We start from the raw sequence: 18877 nt of genomic DNA, 5'->3' as shown, positions 1-18877 counted from the left end.
CGGGGTGGACGAGGGCTCAGGCGTGGCCCTCGAACATCGAGGTGACCGAGCCGTCCTCGAAGACCTCGCGGATGGCGCGGGCCACCAGCGGAGCGATGGAGAGGGTGGTGAGCTTGTCGAACTGCTTCTCCGGCGGCACCGGCAGCGTGTTGGTGATGACCACCTCGACGGCCGGGCTGTTCTTGAGCCGGTCGACCGCCGGGCCCGAGAGGATCGCGTGCGTGGCGGCGATGATGACGCCCGCGGCACCGTCGGCCATGAGGGCCTCGGCGGCCTTCACGATGGTGCCGCCGGTGTCGATCATGTCGTCGGTGAGCACGCAGATACGGCCCTTGACGTCGCCGACGACCCGGTTGGCGACGACCTCGTTGGCCACGTCGGTGCGGCGGGTCTTGTGGATGAAGGCCAGCGGCGCGCCGCCGAGGCGGGCCGACCAGCGCTCGGCGACCTTGATGCGGCCGGCGTCCGGCGAGACGACGGCGAGGGGCTGGTCGCCGTACTTGTCCTTGATGTAGTCGGTGAGCACCGGCAGCGCCATCAGGTGGTCGACGGGGCCGTCGAAGAAGCCCTGCAGCTGGTCGGCGTGGAGGTCGACGGTGATGATGCGGTCGGCGCCGGCGGTGCGGAAGAGGTCGGCCATCAGGCGGGCCGAGATGGGCTCGCGGCCACGGTGCTTCTTGTCCTGACGGCTGTAGCCCCAGAACGGCATGACCACCGTGATCCGCTTGGCCGAGGCGCGCTTGAGCGCGTCGACCATGATCAGGTGCTCCATGATCCACTCGTTGATCGGCGTGGTGTGGCTCTGGATCACGAAGGCGTCGCACCCGCGCACCGACTCCTCGTAGCGCACGTAGATCTCGCCGTTGGCGAACTCGTAGGCCGAGGTCGGCACGAGCTCCTGGTCGAGCAGGTTGGCCACCTCGTCGGCCAGCTCGGGATGTGCGCGCCCGGAGAAGACCATCAGGTTCTTCTCGGTCGTCCGCTTCAGTCCGCTCACGACGGTGACTCCCCTGGATCGACGGCTCGGCCGCACGCGATTCTGCCGCTTCCGGACCACTCGCCCAACTCGCCGTCCGTTCCCCGGCCGTTCACCTGCGGCGGGCGGGTGGGCGGGGGCGTGGGCGGACGCGTGGGCGGGCCGGTGGGCGGGGTGAGATGTAACACGCCGTTACGTCATCCACCTGCCGCGAGTCAGTCGCGGGCAGGCCCCTGAGGGCACCTGAGCGACTGACAACGGCTGGGTAGAACGGTGGACGGCGTGTTACATGCCGTCGCGCGGCGGCGCGGCTCCATCGGCGTCCACGTCGTTACTCGGCGTCGCGGGCGGCGGCGTCGCGGGCGGCCTCGGCGGCCGCCGCCTGCGCGGTGCCGGCGCGCCGGGAGATCGCCCAGCCCTCGAGGTTGCGCTGGGGCGAGGAGCTGACGGCCAGCGCGCCCGGCGGCACGTCGCGGCGCACCACGGTGCCGCCGGCGGTGCCGGCGCCGTCGCCGATCGTGACGGGGGCGATGAAGGTGTTGTTCGAGCCGGTGCGGGCGTGGGCGCCCACGGTGGTGCGGTGCTTGTTCACCCCGTCGTAGTTGGCGAAGATCGTGCCGGCGCCGATGTTGGTGCCCTCCCCGATCTCGGCGTCGCCGACGTAGGAGAGGTGCGGCACCTTCGCGCCCTCGCCGATGCGGGCGTTCTTGGTCTCGACGAAGGCGCCGATCTTGCCGTCGGCCCCGAGCTCGGTGCCCGGGCGCAGGTAGGAGAACGGGCCGACCGTGGCCCCCGCACCGATCGTGGCGAGCTGGCCGTAGGTGCGCACGACCCGGGCGCCGGCGCCGATCTCGCAGTCCTCGAGGGTGGTGTCGGGGCCGACGACGGCGTCCTCGGCCACGGTGGTGGTGCCGAGCAGCTGCGTGCCCGGCAGCACCGTGACATCGGGGGCGAGGGTCACGTCGGCGTCGATCCAGGTGGTGGCGGGGTCCATCACCGTGACGCCGGCGCGCATCCAGCGCTCGACGATGCGGCGGTTCATCTCGCGGCCGAGCACCGCCAGCTGGGCGCGGTCGTTGGCGCCCTCGGTCTGGAGGGCGTCGTCCACGGGGTGGGCGGTGACGAGCAGGCCGTCGGCGCGAGCCAGCTTCACCGCGTCGGTGAGGTAGTACTCGCCGTTGGCGTTGTCGTTGGCGAAGCGCCCCACGACCTCGGCCAGGAAGGCGGCGTCGAAGGCGAGGATGCCGGAGTTGATCTCGGTGATGGCGCGCTGGGCGTCGTCGGCGTCCTTCTCCTCGACGATCGCCTCCACGTGCCCCTCCGCGTTGCGCACCACCCGGCCGTAGCCGAACGGCGAGGCGACCACACCGCTGAGGATGCTCACGGCAGCGCCCGCGGCACGGTGGGCCTCGGTGAAGGCGCTCAAGGTGGCGGCCTCGAGCAGGGGGGTGTCGCCGTAGGCGACGAGCACCGTGCCCGTGGACGGCGGCTCGGGCAGCGCCTCGAGCGCGATGCGCACCGCGTGCCCCGTGCCGAGCTGCTCCTCCTGCACCGCCAGCACGACGCCGGGCATCGTCTCTTCGACGTGGGGACCCACGAGCTCGCGCTGGTGTCCGATCACCGTCACGACACGGGCCGGCTGCAGCGCCGCGACGGCGGCGAGCACGTGCCCCACCATGCTGCGCCCACCGATGCGGTGCAGCACCTTGGGCGTCTTCGACCGCATCCGTGTGCCTCCACCGGCAGCGAGGACGACGACCGTCAGCGCCGAGCCGTCCGCGCCCTGCTCAGCGGGGGGCGCGGCGGAGGTCGGGGCGGTCGCGGCGGCAGCGTCGTCGAAGGTGCTCACCGGGGCAGCCTAATCAGCGCGAGCCCGCGCTCGACGTCCACCGGGGCTGGGCCCCGACCACCGTCGGCGTGGTCCGTACAGATCGCGCCCGCGATGGCCCGAGACGTCCCGGACCCATGGCCCGGAAGGACCAGGACGGGCGCCGACCGGACCGAAGAGGGAACTTCTGTCCACAGATCGTCGAAAGCCGCTGCGCTGCCCGCCGATGTGGCGTACCACTGGAGAAGAACCCGCGAGAGGTGAGGTGCACCACACCGATCCGCGACCGGGACCGAAACCCAAGGAAGGGAGCACGACGATGTGTCACCACTCACCGCAGTGCCCGGAGGCGGCCGACCCCGCCTGCACCAGCGCCCACGTCATCGCCGACCACATGGAGCAGGGCTGGTGCCGGCTCTGCAACGGCGTCATCCTCTTCGACGACGGCGCGTACCTGACCCCCGAGGGTCAGATCCAGGTCCTGCTGCCCCGCTCGGCCTGATCCTTCGGACGGCGACGGGCCGGGCGGCCCCGCGGTTACGCTTCGCCGCGTGACCACGACGCCCCCGGCCCAGCCGTCCGAGCAGCTCTCCCCCCAGGCCCAGCGCCTGCTCGACGCGCAGGTCGCCTGGCTGATCGCCCGGGTGAGCGGTGACGAGCTCGAGGCGAGCATCCGCCGCGAGACCGACGAGCTGCTCGAGATCGGCTCCCGCATCACGTTCGCCGAGCTGGTCGACGTCGAGGCGGTCAAGTCCGCAGCCCGGGCGCTGTTCACCCTGGTGCCGCCGAGCACGGCCGCCAGCACGCTGGTCGAGATGGCCGCCGACGTGGCCTACGAGGGCCCCGGCCGCCCGTTCACGCTGGCCGACGTCCTCGACCGCGAGAACGTGGAGCGCATCGCCGACGAGGTGCTCGGCAGCGCCGACCTCGTGGGCACGGCGCTCGACGACCTCACCCGCAGCCCCCTCGTGGCCGGGCTCGCCTCGCGCTTCGTCACCAAGATCGTCACCGACGTGATGGCCTCCAACCGCGCGATGGCCGAGAAGATCCCCGGTGTCGGCGGACTCGTGGGCTTCGGCGCCGGCGCCGCCGGGAAGATGGCCGGCAAGGTCGTCGGTGCCGCCGACAAGCAACTCGAGGCGGTGCTGGGCGACACCGCCGCCAAGGGCGCGGCCTTCGCGATGCGCCGGCTCAACAAGATCATCGTCGAGATCCTCAAGGACCCCACGACCCGCAGCGCCGTGCTCGAGGTCTTCGACCTCTACGCCGTCCAGGACGTGCCGCCGCTCTCGGACACCTTCGAGCGCGACGACATCCACCGCGTGGCCGCGCTCATCCAGGACATCGTGATCGCCGGAGCGCCCACCGCGCCGGTGCTCGCGGTGCTCGACGCCCTGGTCGACGGGTTCTTCGAGTGCTACGGCGAGCACCCCGTCACCACGCTCGTCACCGACCTCGGCCTCGAGCGCGACGTGCTCGTCGAGCACGGCCTGGCCTGCGGACGACGCGGCGTCGCCGCGGTGCTCGCGAGCGGCGACCTCGAGCGGGTGCTGCGCGCGCGGCTCGCCGAGTTCTACGCCTCCCCCGAGGTCGCCTCGATCCTCGCCTGATCGCGCGCCGACCTCGGCGGCCCTGGTGTTCTTCCTCACGGCCCGTAGGCTCGCTGCATGGAGCAGCCCACGACCGTCCTCGTGACCGGGGCGACCGGATTCGTCGGTCGCCGCCTGGTCCCCGTGCTGGTCGAGCGTGGGCTGCAGGTGCGGGCGATGACCCGTCGCCCGGAGTCCTACGACGGCCTCGGTGTGCCCGTCGGCGCCGACGTCGCCGACGAGGCCGCGCTCGCCCGCGCCCTCGCGGGCGTCGAGGTGGCGATCTACCTCGTCCACTCCCTCGACCACCACGACTTCGAGACCCGCGACGCCGCAGCGGCGCGCACCTTCGGCCGTGTCGCCGCGGAGGCGGGCGTGCGCCAGATCATCTACCTCGGCGGCCTCGGCGCGGACGACGAGGAGCTCTCGCCGCACCTGCGCTCGCGTCGTGAGGTGGAGGGCCTGCTCGGCGAGGCGGGCGTGCCGGTCACCGTGCTGCGCGCCGCGATCGTGGTCGGCCACGGCGGCATCAGCTGGGAGCTCACCCGCCAGCTGATCAAGCGGTTGCCGGCGATGATCGTCCCGCGCTGGACGAGCACCCGCACGCAGCCGATCGCGCTCGACGACATCATCCGCTACCTGGCCGGCGTGATCGACCACCCCGACGCGCTGGGGCAGGTGTTCGAGGTGGGCGGGCCCGAGCAGATGACGTACGTCGACATGCTCACCGTGGCCTCCGAGGTGGCCAACGGGCGCTCGGTACCGGTGGTACCGGTGCCGGTCCTGACGCCGCGGCTGTCGTCGTACTGGCTCTCGTTCGTCACCGACATCGACGTCGTCACCGGTCGCAACCTCATCGACTCCATGAGCACCGAGGTGGTCGTCACCGACCACCGCATCCGCCAGGTCGTGCCCGGCGAGCCGCTCAGCTACCGCGAGGCCGTGCAGCGCGCCCTCGCCGAGCGGCTCCGGGAGGGGCAGACGGTCTGAGCCGCACGGCGGTCGCTGACGCCTGACCGCCTCTTCGATCGGGTGACCGGAAGCGAGCGGGCTCAGCCGAAGAGCAGCGGCAGCGCGAAGAGCATCGTGAGCGACCACGTGCAGTGCGTGAGGATCGGCCCGAGGATGCCGCCCGAGGCCCGCCGCTCCAGACCCACCAGCGCGCCCAGCAGGATCGCGGCGAAGGCCAGCATGATGTTGCCGGTGGCGAGCGTGGCGATCACGTAGGCGATCGACGTCCACAGCACCGGGTTGCGGGGCACGGCCGCGTAGGCCGCGCCGCGGAAGAAGAGCTCCTCGGCGACCCCGTTGACCGCGGTGACGACGATGAGCAGCGGGATCGAGCCCTGGTCGGCGAAGTCGACCACCGAGCGCACCTGCTGGTCGAGCCACGGGATCTCGCGCACGATGAGCCCGCCCACCACGAACACCGCGGCCAGGGCGAGGCCCAGCATGATGGGCGCCAGGACGGGGCGCACGAGCCGCCCGTCGCCGTCCCACGTGGCGATGCGGCCCAGGTGGAGGGGGCCGGAGATGAAGGCGCCCGCCGTCCAGACCCCGGCGAGGGCGAAGGTGGCCGGGTAGAACCACACGCTGCCCGGCTCGATGCGCAGCGAGATGCCCAGCAGCACCGCGCCGGTGAGGACGACACCGATCACGATGAGCTGTCGACGCCGCAGCGCCACGGTGCTCTCGCGGTGGTCACGGGGGACGACGTCCCACAGCGACCTGCGAAGCCATGTCTGCACGGTGGTGTCCACTCCCTTCGGGCTCTGGCTCCAACCTACGTGGCCGAGCCAGCCGCCTCGGGCGGCGCACGCCCTCCGGACGTCGCGGCGGCCATCCCTCCTCCTGCCCGTGACGACGACCGCGACCCCTGCGCTGTGCTGGTCGCCCGCCGCCGGTTGACGGCGACCGTCGACGTGACGCCCTGGGCCGGCGCCGGGAGACCGGGGGCCATCCCCCGATTCCGGCCTCCCGGCGGCGGTCTCGGACCTACGATCCGCTCATGCTCGCCTCGCTCCGCCCACGGAACCCGGCCCGATCGCGCTCCCGGCGCCTGCGCAGCGCGGCCGCGGCCTCGATGCTGCCCGCCGCGCTGCTGAGCGCCTGCACGGCCAGCGAGGACGACGGCACCCCCGACCCGCGCGCCGGCGAGGGGTGGACGGTGCTGCACTACTCGATGGCCGACACCGACCTCGAACCCTTCATGGTCGACGACCTCAACGAGATGGGTGAGGTGGGCACGCAGGGCGGCCTTCAGCTGCGGGCGTTCATGGACCGCTCGAAGGAGTACGGCAAGGCCAAGGCGCTCGACCAGGGCAACTGGGTCGGTGCGCGCGTGCTCGACGTGCTGCCGGACAGGAAGAGCGAGCTGGTCGACGACCTCGGCGACGTCGACTCGGCCGACCCGGCCGTGCTGGCCGACTTCATCGCCCAGGGCATCGCCGACCGACCGGCGCAGAAGTATGCGCTCATCATCTCCGACCACGGCGCCTCCTGGCCCGGCATCGGGCCCGACGAGGGCGCCGACGACAACGTGCTCGACCTCGCCGAGATGACCCGCGGCATCCGCGACGGCCTGAAGCGAGCCGGCCTCGACCGCCTGGACCTGCTCGGCTTCGACGCCTGCCTGATGGCCAGCTACGAGGTGGCCAGCGCCATGGCTCCGCTGGCGAAGCGCCTGATCGCCTCGCAGGAGCTCGAGCCCGGCCACGGCTGGGACTACACCGTGCTCCAGCAGGCCGCCGACGATCCGGACATCTCCGCCGACGACCTCGGCTCGGCCATCCTCGACGGCTTCAAGGAGCAGGCCAAGGAGGAGGACACCCAGGAGTCGATCACCCTCGCGCTGCTCGACCTCGACCGGATGAAGGAGGTCGACGAGGCCGTCGACGCGCTCGCCGACGCCCTGGGCGAGCGGGCGGCCAAGGTGAGCGGTCCGGTCGGACGCGTGGCCCAGAAGACGCTGAGCTTCGCCCGCAGCCCCGACGAGACCGAGGACGCGCACCTGCTCGACCTCGGCCTGCTGGCCGGCGGCATCGCCGTGGAGGCGCTCGACGTGGCCGACGAGGCCGACGCCGTCGTCCGCGCGGTGAACGACGTGACCCTGGCCAAGGTCGACGGCAAGGCCACCAAGGGCGCCTCCGGGCTCTCGATCTACTTCCCGCCGAACTCCGAGCTCATCGACGACGCCTACACGAAGGTGCGCACGGCCAAGGGCTGGAACGGCTTCCTCGACGCCTACTACGGCGCCGGCGACGCCCTCACCGACGAGGAGTCCGCCTCGCTGGACGACGGCGCCACCGAGGTCGAGTTCGACGGCGACGGCTACCTCATCAGCTCGATCTACGACGAGATCGGCCAGGACAACCTGGTCGGCGCCACGATCGCCTACGCCCTCAAGGACGCCGACGGCTCGCTGCGCTACATCGGCGAGGAGTTCGCCGAGATCGGCGAGGACGGCGAGCCCGTGGCCGCCGGCTTCTACGACCAGACCCAGCTGGTGATCAGCGACGGCGAGGACGAGGCGGTGGCCTACCTGCAGCTCGAGCGCGCCGAGGACGACGGGCAGTACACCGTCAACGTGCCGATGGCCTACTACGCGCCCGACGACGTCGACGGCGAGACCTACCAGGACGCCCTGCTCTCGCTGGTCTTCGACGAGGAGGGCGACATCATCAGCGAGGTCTACTACGCCTACGACGCCGACGCCGAGACCTACGGCGAGCTCACCGTCGAGCCCGACGGCATCATCGTGCCCGAGATCCTCACCGTCGACGCGCAGGGCGAGGAGGAGTGGGTGGCCACCACCGAGACCGGTCTCTACGCCGACCTCGACAACCTCACCTACGACCTCCAGCCGGTGGAGAAGCGCACCCCGATGCGCCTCGAGCTCACCGTCACCGACGTCGGCGGCAACACGAGCACCGTGGGGCGCGACATCCGGGTGCGCTGAGGCCGGGCGCGGCGGGAGCCGCTCAGGGCAGGCGGACGAGGAAGCGGCATCCCGCCGCTTCGTTCCTGACCTCCACCCGGCCGTCGTGGGCCTCCACGATGCCCTTGACGATCGCCAGCCCGAGGCCGGCGCCGCTGCCGAACACCGCCTCAGTGCCCTCGACTCCCGTGCGCCGGGCCGGACTGGCCTGCCAGGCGACGTCGAAGACCCGCTCCATGTCGGCCTCGTCGATGCCGCCGCACCCGTCGTGCACGGCGACCTCGACGCCGTCGTCCACGGCGCGCCCGACCACGGTGACCTCGCCGTCGGAGGGGGTGTGCCGGATCGCGTTCATCACCAGGTTGCCGAGCACGCGGGCGAGCTCGGCCGGGTCGCCGCTCACCTGCAGGCCGTGCTCCACCGCCCCGCCGAGGCGCACACCTCGGGCTCGGGCCACCGGGTCGGCGCTCGCGATCGTCTCGCTGACGAGGTCGCCGAGCGAGAGGTGCTCGATGGAGAGCTTCAGGGCTCCGGACTGCACGCGGGAGAGCTCGAAGAGGTCGTCGACCATGCGCACCATGCGCTCCACCTCGGAGCCGATCTGGCGGTGGTAGCGAGCCGGGTCGTCCGCCATGCCGTCCTCGAGCGCCTCGGTCATGGCGCGCATCCCGGCCAGCGGGGTGCGCAGGTCGTGCGAGACCCACGCGATCAGCTCGCGTCGCGACTGCTCGAGCGCCGCCTCGCGCTCGCGCGACTCGGCGAGCCGGGCGCTGGTGCGCTCGAGCTCGGTGACGAGGTGGTCGAGCTCGGCGTGCCCGCGTCGTCCGGGAGCCGTGAACGAGCCGCTCTCACCGAAGCGACGAGCCTCTTGGCGCACCGACTCCGAAGAGCGTGCGAGCACCGTGCCCGCGATCGTGGCGGCGACGGCCGCGACCAGGATCGACACCACGAGCACGCGCAACGTGACGCCGTAGTCGTGGCTGGAGTAGAACATCGCCCGCGCCGTGCCGAACACGCCGGCGGCGACGATCGACACGGCCAGCACCGCGAGCGCAGCGGCGAGCCAGCGCAGCGAGTTGCGGCGCAGCAACCAGAGGACGCCGAGGCCCAGCACCGCCATCGCGCCGGCCCAGCGGACGGCGACCAGCGCGATCTCGAGGTCGTCCCTCGTCATGCCGCCTCCTGCCAGCGGTAGCCCACGCCCCACACCGTCACCAACCGGGTGGGGTTGCGCGGATCGGGCTCGACCTTCTCGCGCAGGCGTCGCACGTGCACGGTCACGGTCGACTGGTCGCCGAAGGACCAGCCCCAGACCTGCTGCAGCAGCTCCTCGCGGGAGAACGCGACGCCGCGGTGGGTCAGAAGGAAGACCAGCAGGTCGAACTCGCGCGAGGTGAGCGCGAGCGGCACGCCCGCCCGCGTCGCCTCGTGGCGGGCGACGTCGACGACGAGGTCGCCATCGCGGTGCTCCCCCGTCCTCGGCGTGCGCCGCTCCCCCACGCGACGCAGCACGGCGTCGACGCGCAGCACCAGCTCGCGCGGGCTGAAGGGCTTGGTCAGGTAGTCGTCCGCCCCGGCCTCGAGGCCGACCACGCGGTCGGTCTCCGCGCCGCGCGCGGTCAGCATGATGATCGGCACCTCGCCGACGGCTCGCAGGCGGCGGCACACCTCGAGACCGTCCATGCGCGGCATCATCAGGTCGAGCAGCACGAGGTCGGAGGGCTGCTCGCGCATGCTGGCGAGCGCCTCGACGCCGTCCTGCGCCTCGGCGACGTCGTGCCCGCCGGCACGCAGGTAGGAGACGACGACCTCGCGCACGGTCGCGTCGTCGTCGGTCACGAGGATCCTCGCCATGCTCATCGCCCCTCCCGTGCCGCGGCCCGACGCCGGACCAGGGTGCCCATGATGCCGCCTGCCACGCAGGCGACGGCCAGGATCGCCCAGCCGACGGCGTAGTCGCGGTCGAGCAGCGTCGGGTTGTCGGGGCGGGCGCCGAACCGACCGAGCACCGGGATGCCCACCACGGTGACCGTGGCCAGCACCACCGCGGCACTCACCCAGGCGCCCGGGAGCCGGCGCCGCAGCAGCAGCCCCGCGAGCACCGCCACCGCGATCGTCGCCGGGGCGAGCACCGCGTCGTGGACGACGATGCCGCCCACCACCCAGGTGGCGGTGGCCAGCAGGTTGTCGGTGCCGAGGTCGAGCAGCAGCACCAGTCCGTAGAGCCCGACGCCGAGGCCGACCAGGCCGACCAGCGCCCGCACCGCGTCCACGGCGTTCGGGATCCTCATGCGAGCACCTCCACGTCGGTGACCCACTTGGTCTGCAGGACGCCGGGCCGGTTGGGCGCGATCAGGCGGCAGGGGTAGCCGTGGTCGAGGGCGAGCGGCTCGTCGTCCAGGGTGAGGGCGAGCAGCGTGGAGGGATCGTCGGCGAACTGCGCGGGCAGCTCGGTGGCCCGGTAGGGCCCCCTCTGCTGCAGCGAGGTGATGCGCACGGCACGCTCGCGCGGCGCCTCGACCAGGTCGAGCAGATCGCGCAGCCGCACCCCCGACCAGCGCCCGCTGGCGCTCCACCCCTCGACGCAGGCGATGGGGAGCTCTCGGCTGGTCTGGCGCAGCGCGGCCAGCTCCTCGCGGGTGAAGACGCGGGAGTTCGCGCCGAACGTGACCGTCAGCCGGTAGTCGGGGCTGAGCGCCGAGGCCACGACGTCGGCGGCGCGGGCGGACTTGTTGATCGGGATGCCGCCTGGGCCGTCGCCGCTGCGCACGCCGAGCACCGAGATGCGGCGCAACAGCGGCACGGTGGAGCCCGCCGTGGCGATCACGGCGACACCGGCGGCCAGCAGCGCGGTGCGCACGAGCCCGCGACGGTCGAGGGCACCGGGGGCGATCGAGGCGACCGGATCCGCGCCCTCGCGGTCGAGGGTCGAGGAGTCGACGGGCTCCCCCAGCGCCGTCCTGATCACCGGGAGCTTGATCGCGATGTGCAGGGCGAGGGCGCCCACCGCGATCCACCCCATCGCGTAGTGGGTGCTGCGGAAGCGGAAGTCCCACGGGTACCACTGCGCGCTGTTGGCCAGGCCGGAGGCGAGCTGGAAGATCGCGGCGCCGACGAGCACGCCGATGCTGCCCCGCTCCCCGACCTCGAGGACGACGCGCCGCAGCCCCCGCGGCGGCCGGGCGAAGAGCTTCGGGAACACCGTCCACAGCTTCACCAGCAGCAGCGGGATGGCGGCCACACCGATGACGACGTGGAGCCCCTGGGTGACGCGGTACCCCCAGGTGGGGCGGGTCGGGAAGGGCAGCCACGCGTCGGGCTCCTGCGCCCAGTGGCTGATCAGGCCGGTGAGGAAGGCGAGGCCGAAGCAGATCCCGAGCCACAGGCCCACCCGAGCCGCCACCGCGGCACTGCGCAGCGGCGAGGTGAAGTCCTCCTCGGCGGGCGGGCGGAGCGCGCTGAACCGGTCGGCGTAGGCCGTGACGCGCCCCATCAGGCGGCCTTCACCGCGACGGCGAACCAGCGTCCGCCGGAGCAGTAGCGGCGGACCTCGACGAAGCCCGCCGCCCTCGCGAGGGAGTCGATGGCGTCCACCGACACCGTGCTCCACGCGAACGGCTCGCTGGTCGCCGCCGTCGTGCGCAGCCGCACGCGGTCGGTGCGCACGCCCGCACCCGGCGGCGCGAGGTCGACCACGACACGACCGCCCGGAGCGAGCAGGCCCGCGACCCGGGCGAGCAGGCGGCGCGGGTCGCCGCCGATGCCGATGTTGCCGTCGGCGAGCAGCACCGTCTCCCACCGGCCCTCGGCCGGCAGGGGCGCGTGGACGTCGCGCAGGATCGCCGCGGCTCCGCGGCGCACCGTGCTCGCCACCGCCTCCGGGCTGACGTCGATGCCGAGGGCCGCTCGGCCCGCGCGGGCGAGGTGCTCGACCATCCGGCCCGGCCCGCAGCCGACGTCGAGGGTCGCCCCGCGGCAGTGGCGCAGGAGCGCACGGTCGGAGCGATCGGCCGCACCGCACCAGCGGGCGACGGGCAACTGGAACGCCGCGGCCCCGTCGCCCACCACCTCGCAGAACTCGCCGCGCAGGGCTGCGCCGAAGAGGTCGGTCGACTGCGCGGTCACCGTCATGCCGCCACCTCGATCCCGCGCCAGCGGCGGGCGAACCGCGTCGCCGGAGCAGCGGCGGCCACCGCGCGAGCGTCGGCGGCGGTGTCGACGTCGCGCAGCACCGCGGCCGGCTCGACCACCAGGCCGTCGTCCTCGAGGGCGCGGCGGGTGTCAGCCCCGGTCGTCGGGGTGGACGTCGGCACGGGGGCCAGCGCGGCGGCACCGCCGCCGCCATGCAGCGCGAGCACCCACCAGCCGCCGTCCTCGGCCGGACCGAGCACCGCGCCACCGGGCCGGCACGCGTCGGCGATCGCGCGCAGTGCGGCGGGGTCGAGGTGGGGCGTGTCCATGCCCACCTGCACCACCGGCCCGCCGAAGCGGGCGCCGACGGCGGCGTGCGCGTGGGCCAGGCGCCGTCCGAGGTCGCCCTCGCACTGGGCCATCACGTGCCAGCCGCTCAGCAGCGCGGTGAGCAGCTCGCCGTCCACGGCCTCGGCCAGGTCGCCCTCGAGCGCCAGGTGGCACTCGTCGAAAGCCTCCCGGCAGGCGAGGATCGTGTCGGCCAGCGATGCGGCGGCCAGCCGGGCCGCGGCGTCGGCACCGACGGTGGCGGCGAGGCGGGTCTTCACCCGACCGGCGACCGGCGCCTTGGCCACCACGAGGGCCCGGGCCCTCATCGCAGCACGCTCGCGAAGTCGCGCGCCGCACGCACCGTGCCGCGCACCGAGCCGCTCACCTTCGAGCGGGTGCCGGCCGTGCGCGGGTGGTACTCGATGTCGTGCTCGTCGATCACCCACCCGGCGCGCGAGGCGCGGGCGAGCAGCTCGACGGGATAGCCGAAGCGACGGTCCTCCACACCGAGGGCGAGCAGCTCGGCGCGGCCGCACACCCGCACGGGGGCGATGTCGTGCAGCCGCACGCCGGTGCGGCGGCGCAGCACCGCGAGCGCGACGCGGTTGCCCAGACGGGCGTGCCAGGGCCAGACCCCGCGCCGCACCGGACGCCGCCGGCCGACCGCCATGGTGGCCGCACCCCGGCTGACCTGGTCGATGAGCGGCGCGAGGTCGCGCGGCAGCATCGAGCCGTCGCCGTCCATCACCGCGACGAGGTCGGTGGCCGCAGCCTCGATGCCGCGGTGCACGGCAGCGCCGTAGCCGCGCCGCTCCTCGTGGACGACGAGTGCCCCGTGCGCGCGGGCCACCTCGGCGGTGTCGTCGGTCGATCCGTTGTCGACCACCACCACGGCGAGGCCGGGCGGCACCTGCGGCAGGAGGTGGCGCAGCGCCGCCCCCTCGTCGAGGCACGGGAGCACCAGGGTGCATGTGTTCTGCATGCCGTCAACGCTAGGAACGCCGCGCCCCGTTCGGGGCCGCCAATGCTTACGGTGAGGTGACGTCGGCCCGCTGACCCTCGGCCTGCGGCCCGCCCGCGCCTAGCGTGGCGGCATGGACGCCCCCACCGGTCGCCTCGCGACCCACCGCGCCGCGCCGCCGTCGACCGATCGCTCGCCGACCGCACTCGACCGGCTCGACCGGGCCGTGCTCGGCGGCCTGGCCGCGGCGCTCGCTCTCGTCGCGCTGGCGATGGCGCTGCCGGCGGTGACCGGGTGGAACGTCCACGTGCGCTCGTTCCCGCCGCTGCACGCCGAGTGGGCGCCGCGCGTCGGGCCCGGCACGGCGGGTGCGGTGGCGATCGCCGTCCTCGGGGTGCGCTACGCGCCCGCACTGGCCCGGCGGCTCTCGTGGCGCCGGCTGCTGGTCGCGACCTTCGCGGCAGGGCTGCTGTGGATGCTGGCGCTCGCTCTGGTCGACGGCCGCGACGGCATCGGCGTGATCCTCCAGACGCCCTACGAGTACCTGCGCACGGCCCGCGCCACCGACGACCTGCCCGCGACGCTGCGGGAGTACACCGATCGCATCCCCTATTCCGCGGCGCCGGACAACTGGCCGGTGCACATCGCGGGCCACCCGCCGGGGGCGCTGACCTTCTTCGTGGTGCTGGTGCGACTCGGTCTCGGGGGCGGTCTGGCCGCCGGTCTCGTCGTCACCGTGATCGCGGCGAGCACGGCGCCCGCCGTGCTGGTCACCCTGCGCCGACTGGGTGCCGAGTCGGCCGCCCGTCGTGCCGCGCCCCTGCTCACCCTGGGCCCGGCGGCGATCTGGCAGTGCGTCTCGGCCGACGCGATGTTCGCCGCGGTCGGCGCCTGGGGCCTGGCGATGCTGGCCTTCGCCGCCACGTCGACGCGCCGCGCGCCCGCGCTCGGGTGGTCGGCGGGCGCCGGCCTGCTGCTGGGCGCCGCCGTGATGATGTCCTACGGGCTCCCGCTGCTGGGTGTGCTCGCGCTCGCCGTGCTGTTCCTCGGCGGCTCGTGGCGCCCGCTCGTGCCCGCGGCCCTCGCCGCCTCGGCGGTCGTGCTCGCCTACGCCGCCCTCGGCTTCGCCTGGTGGGAGGGCCTGCACGTGCTGCACGGCCGCTACTGGGACGGCGTCGCGCACGTGCGCCCGCCGCAGTACTGGATGTGGGGCAACCTCGCGGCGCTCACCGTGAGCGCCGGTCCGGCGTTGGGTGCCGTCGTCGCGGTGGCCTGGGCGCGGCGTCGTGAGGCGCTCGGCCGGGCCGGCGCCGCCGCCGGGGAGCGGCGCGTCGTCCTCGTCTTGGTGGCGGCCGCTGCGGCCACGGTGCTGCTGGCCGACGTCTCCCAGATGAGCCGGGCGGAGGTCGAGCGCATCTGGCTGCCGTTCGTGCCGTGGCTGCTCGTCGGTGCGGCCCTGGTGCCGGAGCCCTGGCGGCGGCGCCTGCTGGTGGTGCAGATCGGCGCCGCGCTCGTCGTCCAGCACCTGCTGCAGACGGGCTGGTGAGCCGGCGGGCGAGCCGTCCTCAGGCGCGCAGCGGCGCGGTGGCGACGGCCCGCAGTCCGGTGGACGGCGACACCCGGGCGCGGAAGCCGAGCTCCTCGGCGGCGCGGGCGGGCGAGGCCACCACGTGGCGCACGTCGCCGAGGCGGTACTCCCCGGTGACCTGCGGCCGCAGCGCGGGCTCGTCGCCGCCGTGCTCGCTCGTCACCCCCTGCGCCACGAGGTCCGCGACCTCGCCGATGGTGATGGGGGCACCCGAGCACACGTTGTAGGCGCGCGACGTGCCGGCCGAGGGCCGCACGAGGAGTGCCTCGATCGCGGCCACGTTGGCCCGCGCGACGTCGTCCACGTGCACGAAGTCGCGGGCCTGCCCGCCGTCCTCGAACACGCGGGGCGGCTCGCCGCGCTCGAGCGAACTGCGGAACATGGCGGCGACGCCGGAGTACGGGGTGTCGCGGGGCATGCCGGGGCCGTAGACGTTGTGGTAGCGCAGCGCGATCGCCGACGAGCCGGCCTGGCGCGCCCACGCGGCCACGTAGTGCTCCTGGGCGAGCTTGCTCGCCGCATACCCGCTGCGGGGGTCGAGCGGGGCGTCCTCGTCGACCAGGGCCCAGGCGAGCGGCCGGGCGCAGACCGGGCAGGGGTTCTCGAAGCGACCGCTCTCGAGCTCGGCGACCGACCGCGGCGCCGGCCGCTGCGCGCCGTGCTCCTCGCACACGTAGCGGCCCTCGCCGTAGACCACCATCGACGAGGCGAGGACGACGCGCGAGACCCCCACGCCGGCGGCTGCGGCCACGAGGGCTGCGGTGCCGAGGTCGTTGTGGCGCGCGTAGTCGGGCAGGTCGCCCACGCGGACGCCGGCACCGACCATCGCTGCCTGGTGGCAGACCACGTCGGCCCCCTCGAGCAGGGACCGCCACGCGTGGGCGTCGACGACGTCGAGCTGGTGCACGCCGTCCGGAGGCTCCGCGGCGCCGTGCGCCTGGGCGAGCATGAGGTCGATGCCGACGACCTCCGCTCCGAGATCGGCGAGCTGGCGGGCGATCGTCGAGCCGATGAAGCCTGCGGCCCCGGTGAGCACGACCCTCACGGCAGCAGCGCCGCGTCGATGCCGTCGGCCCAGGCGGCGCAGGCGCAGCCGTCGGGGTCGGGGAGGTCGGCGACGGTCGCTCGCACCACGGCCTTGAGGCGCTCGAGGTTGGCTGCGAAGGCGGCGAACACGTCGTCCTGGGTCACGGCGGTGTCGGCGTCGACGCCAGCGTCCATGTCGGTCACGAGGGCCAGGGCCGCGAAGCACAGGCGCAGCTCGCGAGCCAGGGTCGCCTCGGGCTGGGCGGTCATGTTGACGAGGTCCCACCCCTGCGCGGCGTAGTGCCGCGACTCGGCGCGGGTGTTGAAGCGAGGGCCGTCGATCACCACCATCGTGCCGCCGACCGTGACGTCGTCGCGCCGGCCCAGCGCCCCGATCATCCGCGCGCAGTAGGGGTCGGCCAGCGGGGCGTGCACCGCGCCGGTCTCGACGAAGGTGCCCGCCCGTCCGGTCGTGCGGTCGACCAGCTGGTCGGGGACGACGATGTCGCCCGGCGCGACGGTGGGTCGCAGACCTCCGACCGCGTAGGGCGCGAGCACCTGCCGCACCCCCAGTGAGCGCAGCAGCCAGAGGTTGGCCCGGTAGTCGATGCAGTGCGGTGGGAGTGCGTGGCCCGCACCGTGACGCGGCAGGAAGGCGACGCGTCGCCCCTCGACCTCGCCGACGCTGACCGGCCCGGACGCCGGCCCGAAGGGCGTGCCCGTCTCGACCGCACGGGGGTGGTCGAGGAACTCGTAGAAGCCGGTGCCGCCGATGACGGCCACCTCTGCGCTGCTCATCCTGCGAGCCTGGCACCTCGCCGCGGTCGACCACAGGGTCGTAGCCGGGCCGTCACCCTTTCGTAAGGCCTGTCGGCGCCGGCAGTTCCGCGATCAGCCGACGCCGGGGACGAGCGCGCGGACGAGATCGCTGAGCGACCCCTGCACGGCCAGAGCAGCGTCGATCACCGGGTCCGCGGGATCGGCACCGCCGAGCACCCGCACCTCCCAGACGCCGTAGTAGGCCACGTACAGACCGACCACCGCCAGCACCGCGCCGCTGGCCCGCGGGAGCCAGCGCCCGCTGCCGCGCAGCGCCCCGATCAGACCGCCGGCGGCCAGCGCCACCGCCACCGCGGCGACACCCACCACGAGGCCCATCCCGGCGGCGTAGAGGACGAAAAGGGTGAGCCCCTCCCCGACGGAACCGCCGCGCAGCGAGGTGACGACCACGGCCAGGAACGGTCCGACCGCGCAGGTGAGGGAGACGACGGCGTAGATCGCGCCGTAGCCCAGCGTGGTGGCCGCGCCGATGCCCGCGCCGCGACGCGGCGTGGGGAGCGGGAGGGCGACGCGGCGACCGAGGAGCATCATCGCCCCGACCACGGCGAGCAGCGCACCCGCCAGCACCGTGACGTACGGCAGCACCTCCTGCGCCGAGGCCGCGACCGGCGAGATCACCAGGCCGAAGGCCGCGAACACCGCGACGAAGCCCACCGTCATCCAGGCCGAGGCGGCCAGAGCCCGGCCCAGCCGGGTGAGGGTGGCGGCTGTGGGGGGAGCGCTCGGCGCGGAGGTGCCCGCGGCCCGCGCGCCCGCGGCCGAGGGGTCGACACCGCGCACGACCAACGTGAGGTAGCCCGGCAGCATCGCGAAGCCGCAGGGATTGAGTGCGGCCAGGGCTCCGGCTGTGAAGGCGAGTCCGAGGGTCGCGGCGTCCATCGGGTCAGCCCGCGAGCCGGGCCACGACCTCGTCCAGCGCCTCGTCGTCGTCGTAGCCCGAGCGGAGCACCTCCTCGCCGCGCGCGTCGAGGACGACGAACGACGACTGCTCGGACACACCGAAGTCGCGGTAGAGGGTGCCGTCCTCGTCGTCGAGGTGGATCGGCCCGGGCGCCCGCCCGGCGAACCGCTTCAGGGCCGGCCCCTTGTCGAGCGAACCGACGCCGACGAAGGCCACCCGGTCGCCGTACCGGCGGGCCAGGTCGGCGACCTCCGGTGCCTGGCGCGCGCAGACCGAGCACCACGGTGCCCAGAACCACAGCACGACGGGGCGGCCCGCGAGCGAGGCTCCGTCGAACTCGCGACCGCCGACGGTGCGGGCGGTGAAGCGCAGGGCAGCCGGTGCCGCGGCGGCGGGCGCGGAGCTCGGCACCCCGGACGACGGGGCCGCAGGTGCCGCGGTGGCGCTGGTGGCGGCACCGCCGGTCGCGGTGGCCGCGGCGTCCGGGTCGCTCGCACGGCCCTCCGAGGGGCCGGGATCGGCTCCACATCCGGCGAGGACGACCGTCACGAGGGGGACGACGATGGCGGAAGCGGCCCGACGGGACGGCGATCGAGTCATGGCTCCCAGGGTAGGGAGCCCACCCCCGACGGCGAGCCCCACGACCTTACGAACCGGTGACGCCACCCGGCCCTGCCGCACTGTGCTCCCCGGGTAGGAGTCGAACCTACGTCGCTTGTCCTGATTCAAAGTCAGGCGGGCCCTGCCGGCAGACCAACCGGGGATCGTGG

The 18877-nt window shown here is 73.9% G+C and carries 19 protein-coding genes and 1 tRNA gene; 5 read left to right on the top strand and 15 right to left on the bottom strand.

Annotated elements, in window-relative coordinates; all coding sequences use genetic code 11:
* Positions 1–16: 16 nt before the first annotated feature.
* Together ACERUN_RS15635 and glmU are read right to left on the bottom strand one after the other, a co-directional pair.
* On the bottom strand, positions 17–997 hold the full coding sequence (locus ACERUN_RS15635) for a ribose-phosphate diphosphokinase (RefSeq protein WP_370290956.1): 981 nt from the start codon (positions 995–997) through the stop codon (positions 17–19).
* A 310-nt stretch (positions 998–1307) separates the two neighbouring features.
* The gene (gene glmU, locus ACERUN_RS15630) at positions 1308–2825 is read right to left on the bottom strand and encodes a bifunctional UDP-N-acetylglucosamine diphosphorylase/glucosamine-1-phosphate N-acetyltransferase GlmU (protein ID WP_370290955.1); all 1518 of its coding nucleotides are present in this window, start codon (positions 2823–2825) and stop codon (positions 1308–1310) included.
* A 298-nt stretch (positions 2826–3123) separates the two neighbouring features.
* Between glmU and ACERUN_RS15625 the strand changes: the two genes are divergently transcribed.
* The 3 genes from ACERUN_RS15625 to ACERUN_RS15615 are packed head-to-tail and all read left to right on the top strand — an operon-like array spanning position 3124 to position 5383.
* On the top strand, positions 3124–3306 hold the full coding sequence (locus ACERUN_RS15625; RefSeq protein WP_370290954.1) for a DUF5999 family protein: 183 nt from the start codon (positions 3124–3126) through the stop codon (positions 3304–3306).
* A 49-nt stretch (positions 3307–3355) separates the two neighbouring features.
* Entirely contained in the window at positions 3356–4414 is a 1059-nt protein-coding gene (locus ACERUN_RS15620; protein ID WP_370290953.1) for a hypothetical protein, read from the top strand.
* A gap of 57 nt (positions 4415–4471) precedes the next feature.
* Positions 4472–5383, top strand: coding sequence for an NAD(P)H-binding protein (locus ACERUN_RS15615; protein ID WP_370290952.1), 912 nt, complete (start codon positions 4472–4474; stop codon positions 5381–5383).
* A gap of 62 nt (positions 5384–5445) precedes the next feature.
* Here ACERUN_RS15615 and ACERUN_RS15610 read toward each other — a convergent pair whose 3' ends face one another.
* Positions 5446–6141 (bottom strand): CPBP family intramembrane glutamic endopeptidase, encoded by a 696-nt coding sequence (locus ACERUN_RS15610; RefSeq protein ID WP_370290951.1) that lies wholly within the window; start codon positions 6139–6141, stop codon positions 5446–5448.
* A 260-nt stretch (positions 6142–6401) separates the two neighbouring features.
* Between ACERUN_RS15610 and ACERUN_RS15605 the strand changes: the two genes are divergently transcribed.
* Positions 6402–8351 (top strand): clostripain-related cysteine peptidase, encoded by a 1950-nt coding sequence (locus ACERUN_RS15605; RefSeq protein WP_370290950.1) that lies wholly within the window; start codon positions 6402–6404, stop codon positions 8349–8351.
* Positions 8352–8373: 22 nt separating this feature from the next.
* Here ACERUN_RS15605 and ACERUN_RS15600 read toward each other — a convergent pair whose 3' ends face one another.
* Genes ACERUN_RS15600 through ACERUN_RS15570 form a run of 7 tightly spaced genes read right to left on the bottom strand, consistent with a single transcriptional unit; the run spans position 8374 to position 13773 of the window.
* Positions 8374–9504 carry a sensor histidine kinase gene (locus ACERUN_RS15600; protein ID WP_370290949.1) on the bottom strand — a complete coding sequence of 377 codons (1131 nt, stop codon included), beginning with the start codon at positions 9502–9504 and terminating at the stop codon, positions 8374–8376.
* On the bottom strand, positions 9501–10184 hold the full coding sequence (locus ACERUN_RS15595; RefSeq protein ID WP_370290948.1) for a response regulator transcription factor: 684 nt from the start codon (positions 10182–10184) through the stop codon (positions 9501–9503). Before ACERUN_RS15595 ends, ACERUN_RS15600 begins: the two co-directional genes overlap by 4 nt.
* A 2-nt stretch (positions 10185–10186) precedes the next feature.
* Complete coding sequence (locus tag ACERUN_RS15590) at positions 10187–10621, bottom strand: hypothetical protein (RefSeq protein ID WP_370290947.1); 435 nt, start codon at positions 10619–10621, stop codon at positions 10187–10189.
* Positions 10618–11823 carry a molybdopterin-dependent oxidoreductase gene (locus tag ACERUN_RS15585; protein ID WP_370290946.1) on the bottom strand — a complete coding sequence of 402 codons (1206 nt, stop codon included), beginning with the start codon at positions 11821–11823 and terminating at the stop codon, positions 10618–10620. Before ACERUN_RS15585 ends, ACERUN_RS15590 begins: the two co-directional genes overlap by 4 nt.
* The gene (locus ACERUN_RS15580) at positions 11823–12461 is read right to left on the bottom strand and encodes a methyltransferase domain-containing protein (RefSeq protein ID WP_370290945.1); all 639 of its coding nucleotides are present in this window, start codon (positions 12459–12461) and stop codon (positions 11823–11825) included. The genes ACERUN_RS15585 and ACERUN_RS15580 overlap by 1 nt, the downstream gene beginning before the upstream one ends.
* A complete protein-coding gene (locus ACERUN_RS15575) occupies positions 12458–13117 on the bottom strand; it encodes a DUF2064 domain-containing protein (protein ID WP_370290944.1) in 660 nt (219 codons plus the stop codon). Before ACERUN_RS15575 ends, ACERUN_RS15580 begins: the two co-directional genes overlap by 4 nt.
* A complete protein-coding gene (locus tag ACERUN_RS15570; protein ID WP_370290943.1) occupies positions 13114–13773 on the bottom strand; it encodes a glycosyltransferase family 2 protein in 660 nt (219 codons plus the stop codon). The genes ACERUN_RS15575 and ACERUN_RS15570 overlap by 4 nt, the downstream gene beginning before the upstream one ends.
* A gap of 112 nt (positions 13774–13885) precedes the next feature.
* Between ACERUN_RS15570 and ACERUN_RS15565 the strand changes: the two genes are divergently transcribed.
* Positions 13886–15298 (top strand): hypothetical protein, encoded by a 1413-nt coding sequence (locus ACERUN_RS15565; RefSeq protein ID WP_370290942.1) that lies wholly within the window; start codon positions 13886–13888, stop codon positions 15296–15298.
* Positions 15299–15317: 19 nt separating this feature from the next.
* Here ACERUN_RS15565 and ACERUN_RS15560 read toward each other — a convergent pair whose 3' ends face one another.
* The 5 genes from ACERUN_RS15560 to ACERUN_RS15540 form a co-directional block, all read right to left on the bottom strand.
* Positions 15318–16385 (bottom strand): NAD-dependent epimerase/dehydratase family protein, encoded by a 1068-nt coding sequence (locus tag ACERUN_RS15560; RefSeq protein ID WP_370290941.1) that lies wholly within the window; start codon positions 16383–16385, stop codon positions 15318–15320.
* Positions 16382–17164 carry an S-methyl-5'-thioadenosine phosphorylase gene (locus tag ACERUN_RS15555; protein WP_370290940.1) on the bottom strand — a complete coding sequence of 261 codons (783 nt, stop codon included), beginning with the start codon at positions 17162–17164 and terminating at the stop codon, positions 16382–16384. Before ACERUN_RS15555 ends, ACERUN_RS15560 begins: the two co-directional genes overlap by 4 nt.
* A 93-nt stretch (positions 17165–17257) precedes the next feature.
* Positions 17258–18085, bottom strand: a complete 828-nt coding sequence (locus tag ACERUN_RS15550; RefSeq protein ID WP_370290939.1) for a cytochrome c biogenesis CcdA family protein — start codon at positions 18083–18085, stop codon at positions 17258–17260.
* Positions 18086–18089: 4 nt separating this feature from the next.
* Positions 18090–18707, bottom strand: a complete 618-nt coding sequence (locus ACERUN_RS15545) for a TlpA family protein disulfide reductase (protein ID WP_370290938.1) — start codon at positions 18705–18707, stop codon at positions 18090–18092.
* An 85-nt stretch (positions 18708–18792) separates the two neighbouring features.
* A tRNA-Gln gene (locus tag ACERUN_RS15540) sits at positions 18793–18871 on the bottom strand.
* Positions 18872–18877 lie beyond the last annotated feature (6 nt).

The sequence above is a fragment of the Nocardioides sp. genome (assembly GCF_964229035.1).
Lineage (GTDB): Bacteria > Actinomycetota > Actinomycetes > Propionibacteriales > Nocardioidaceae > Nocardioides.
This window is presented reverse-complemented; position numbering and strand designations above follow the sequence as displayed.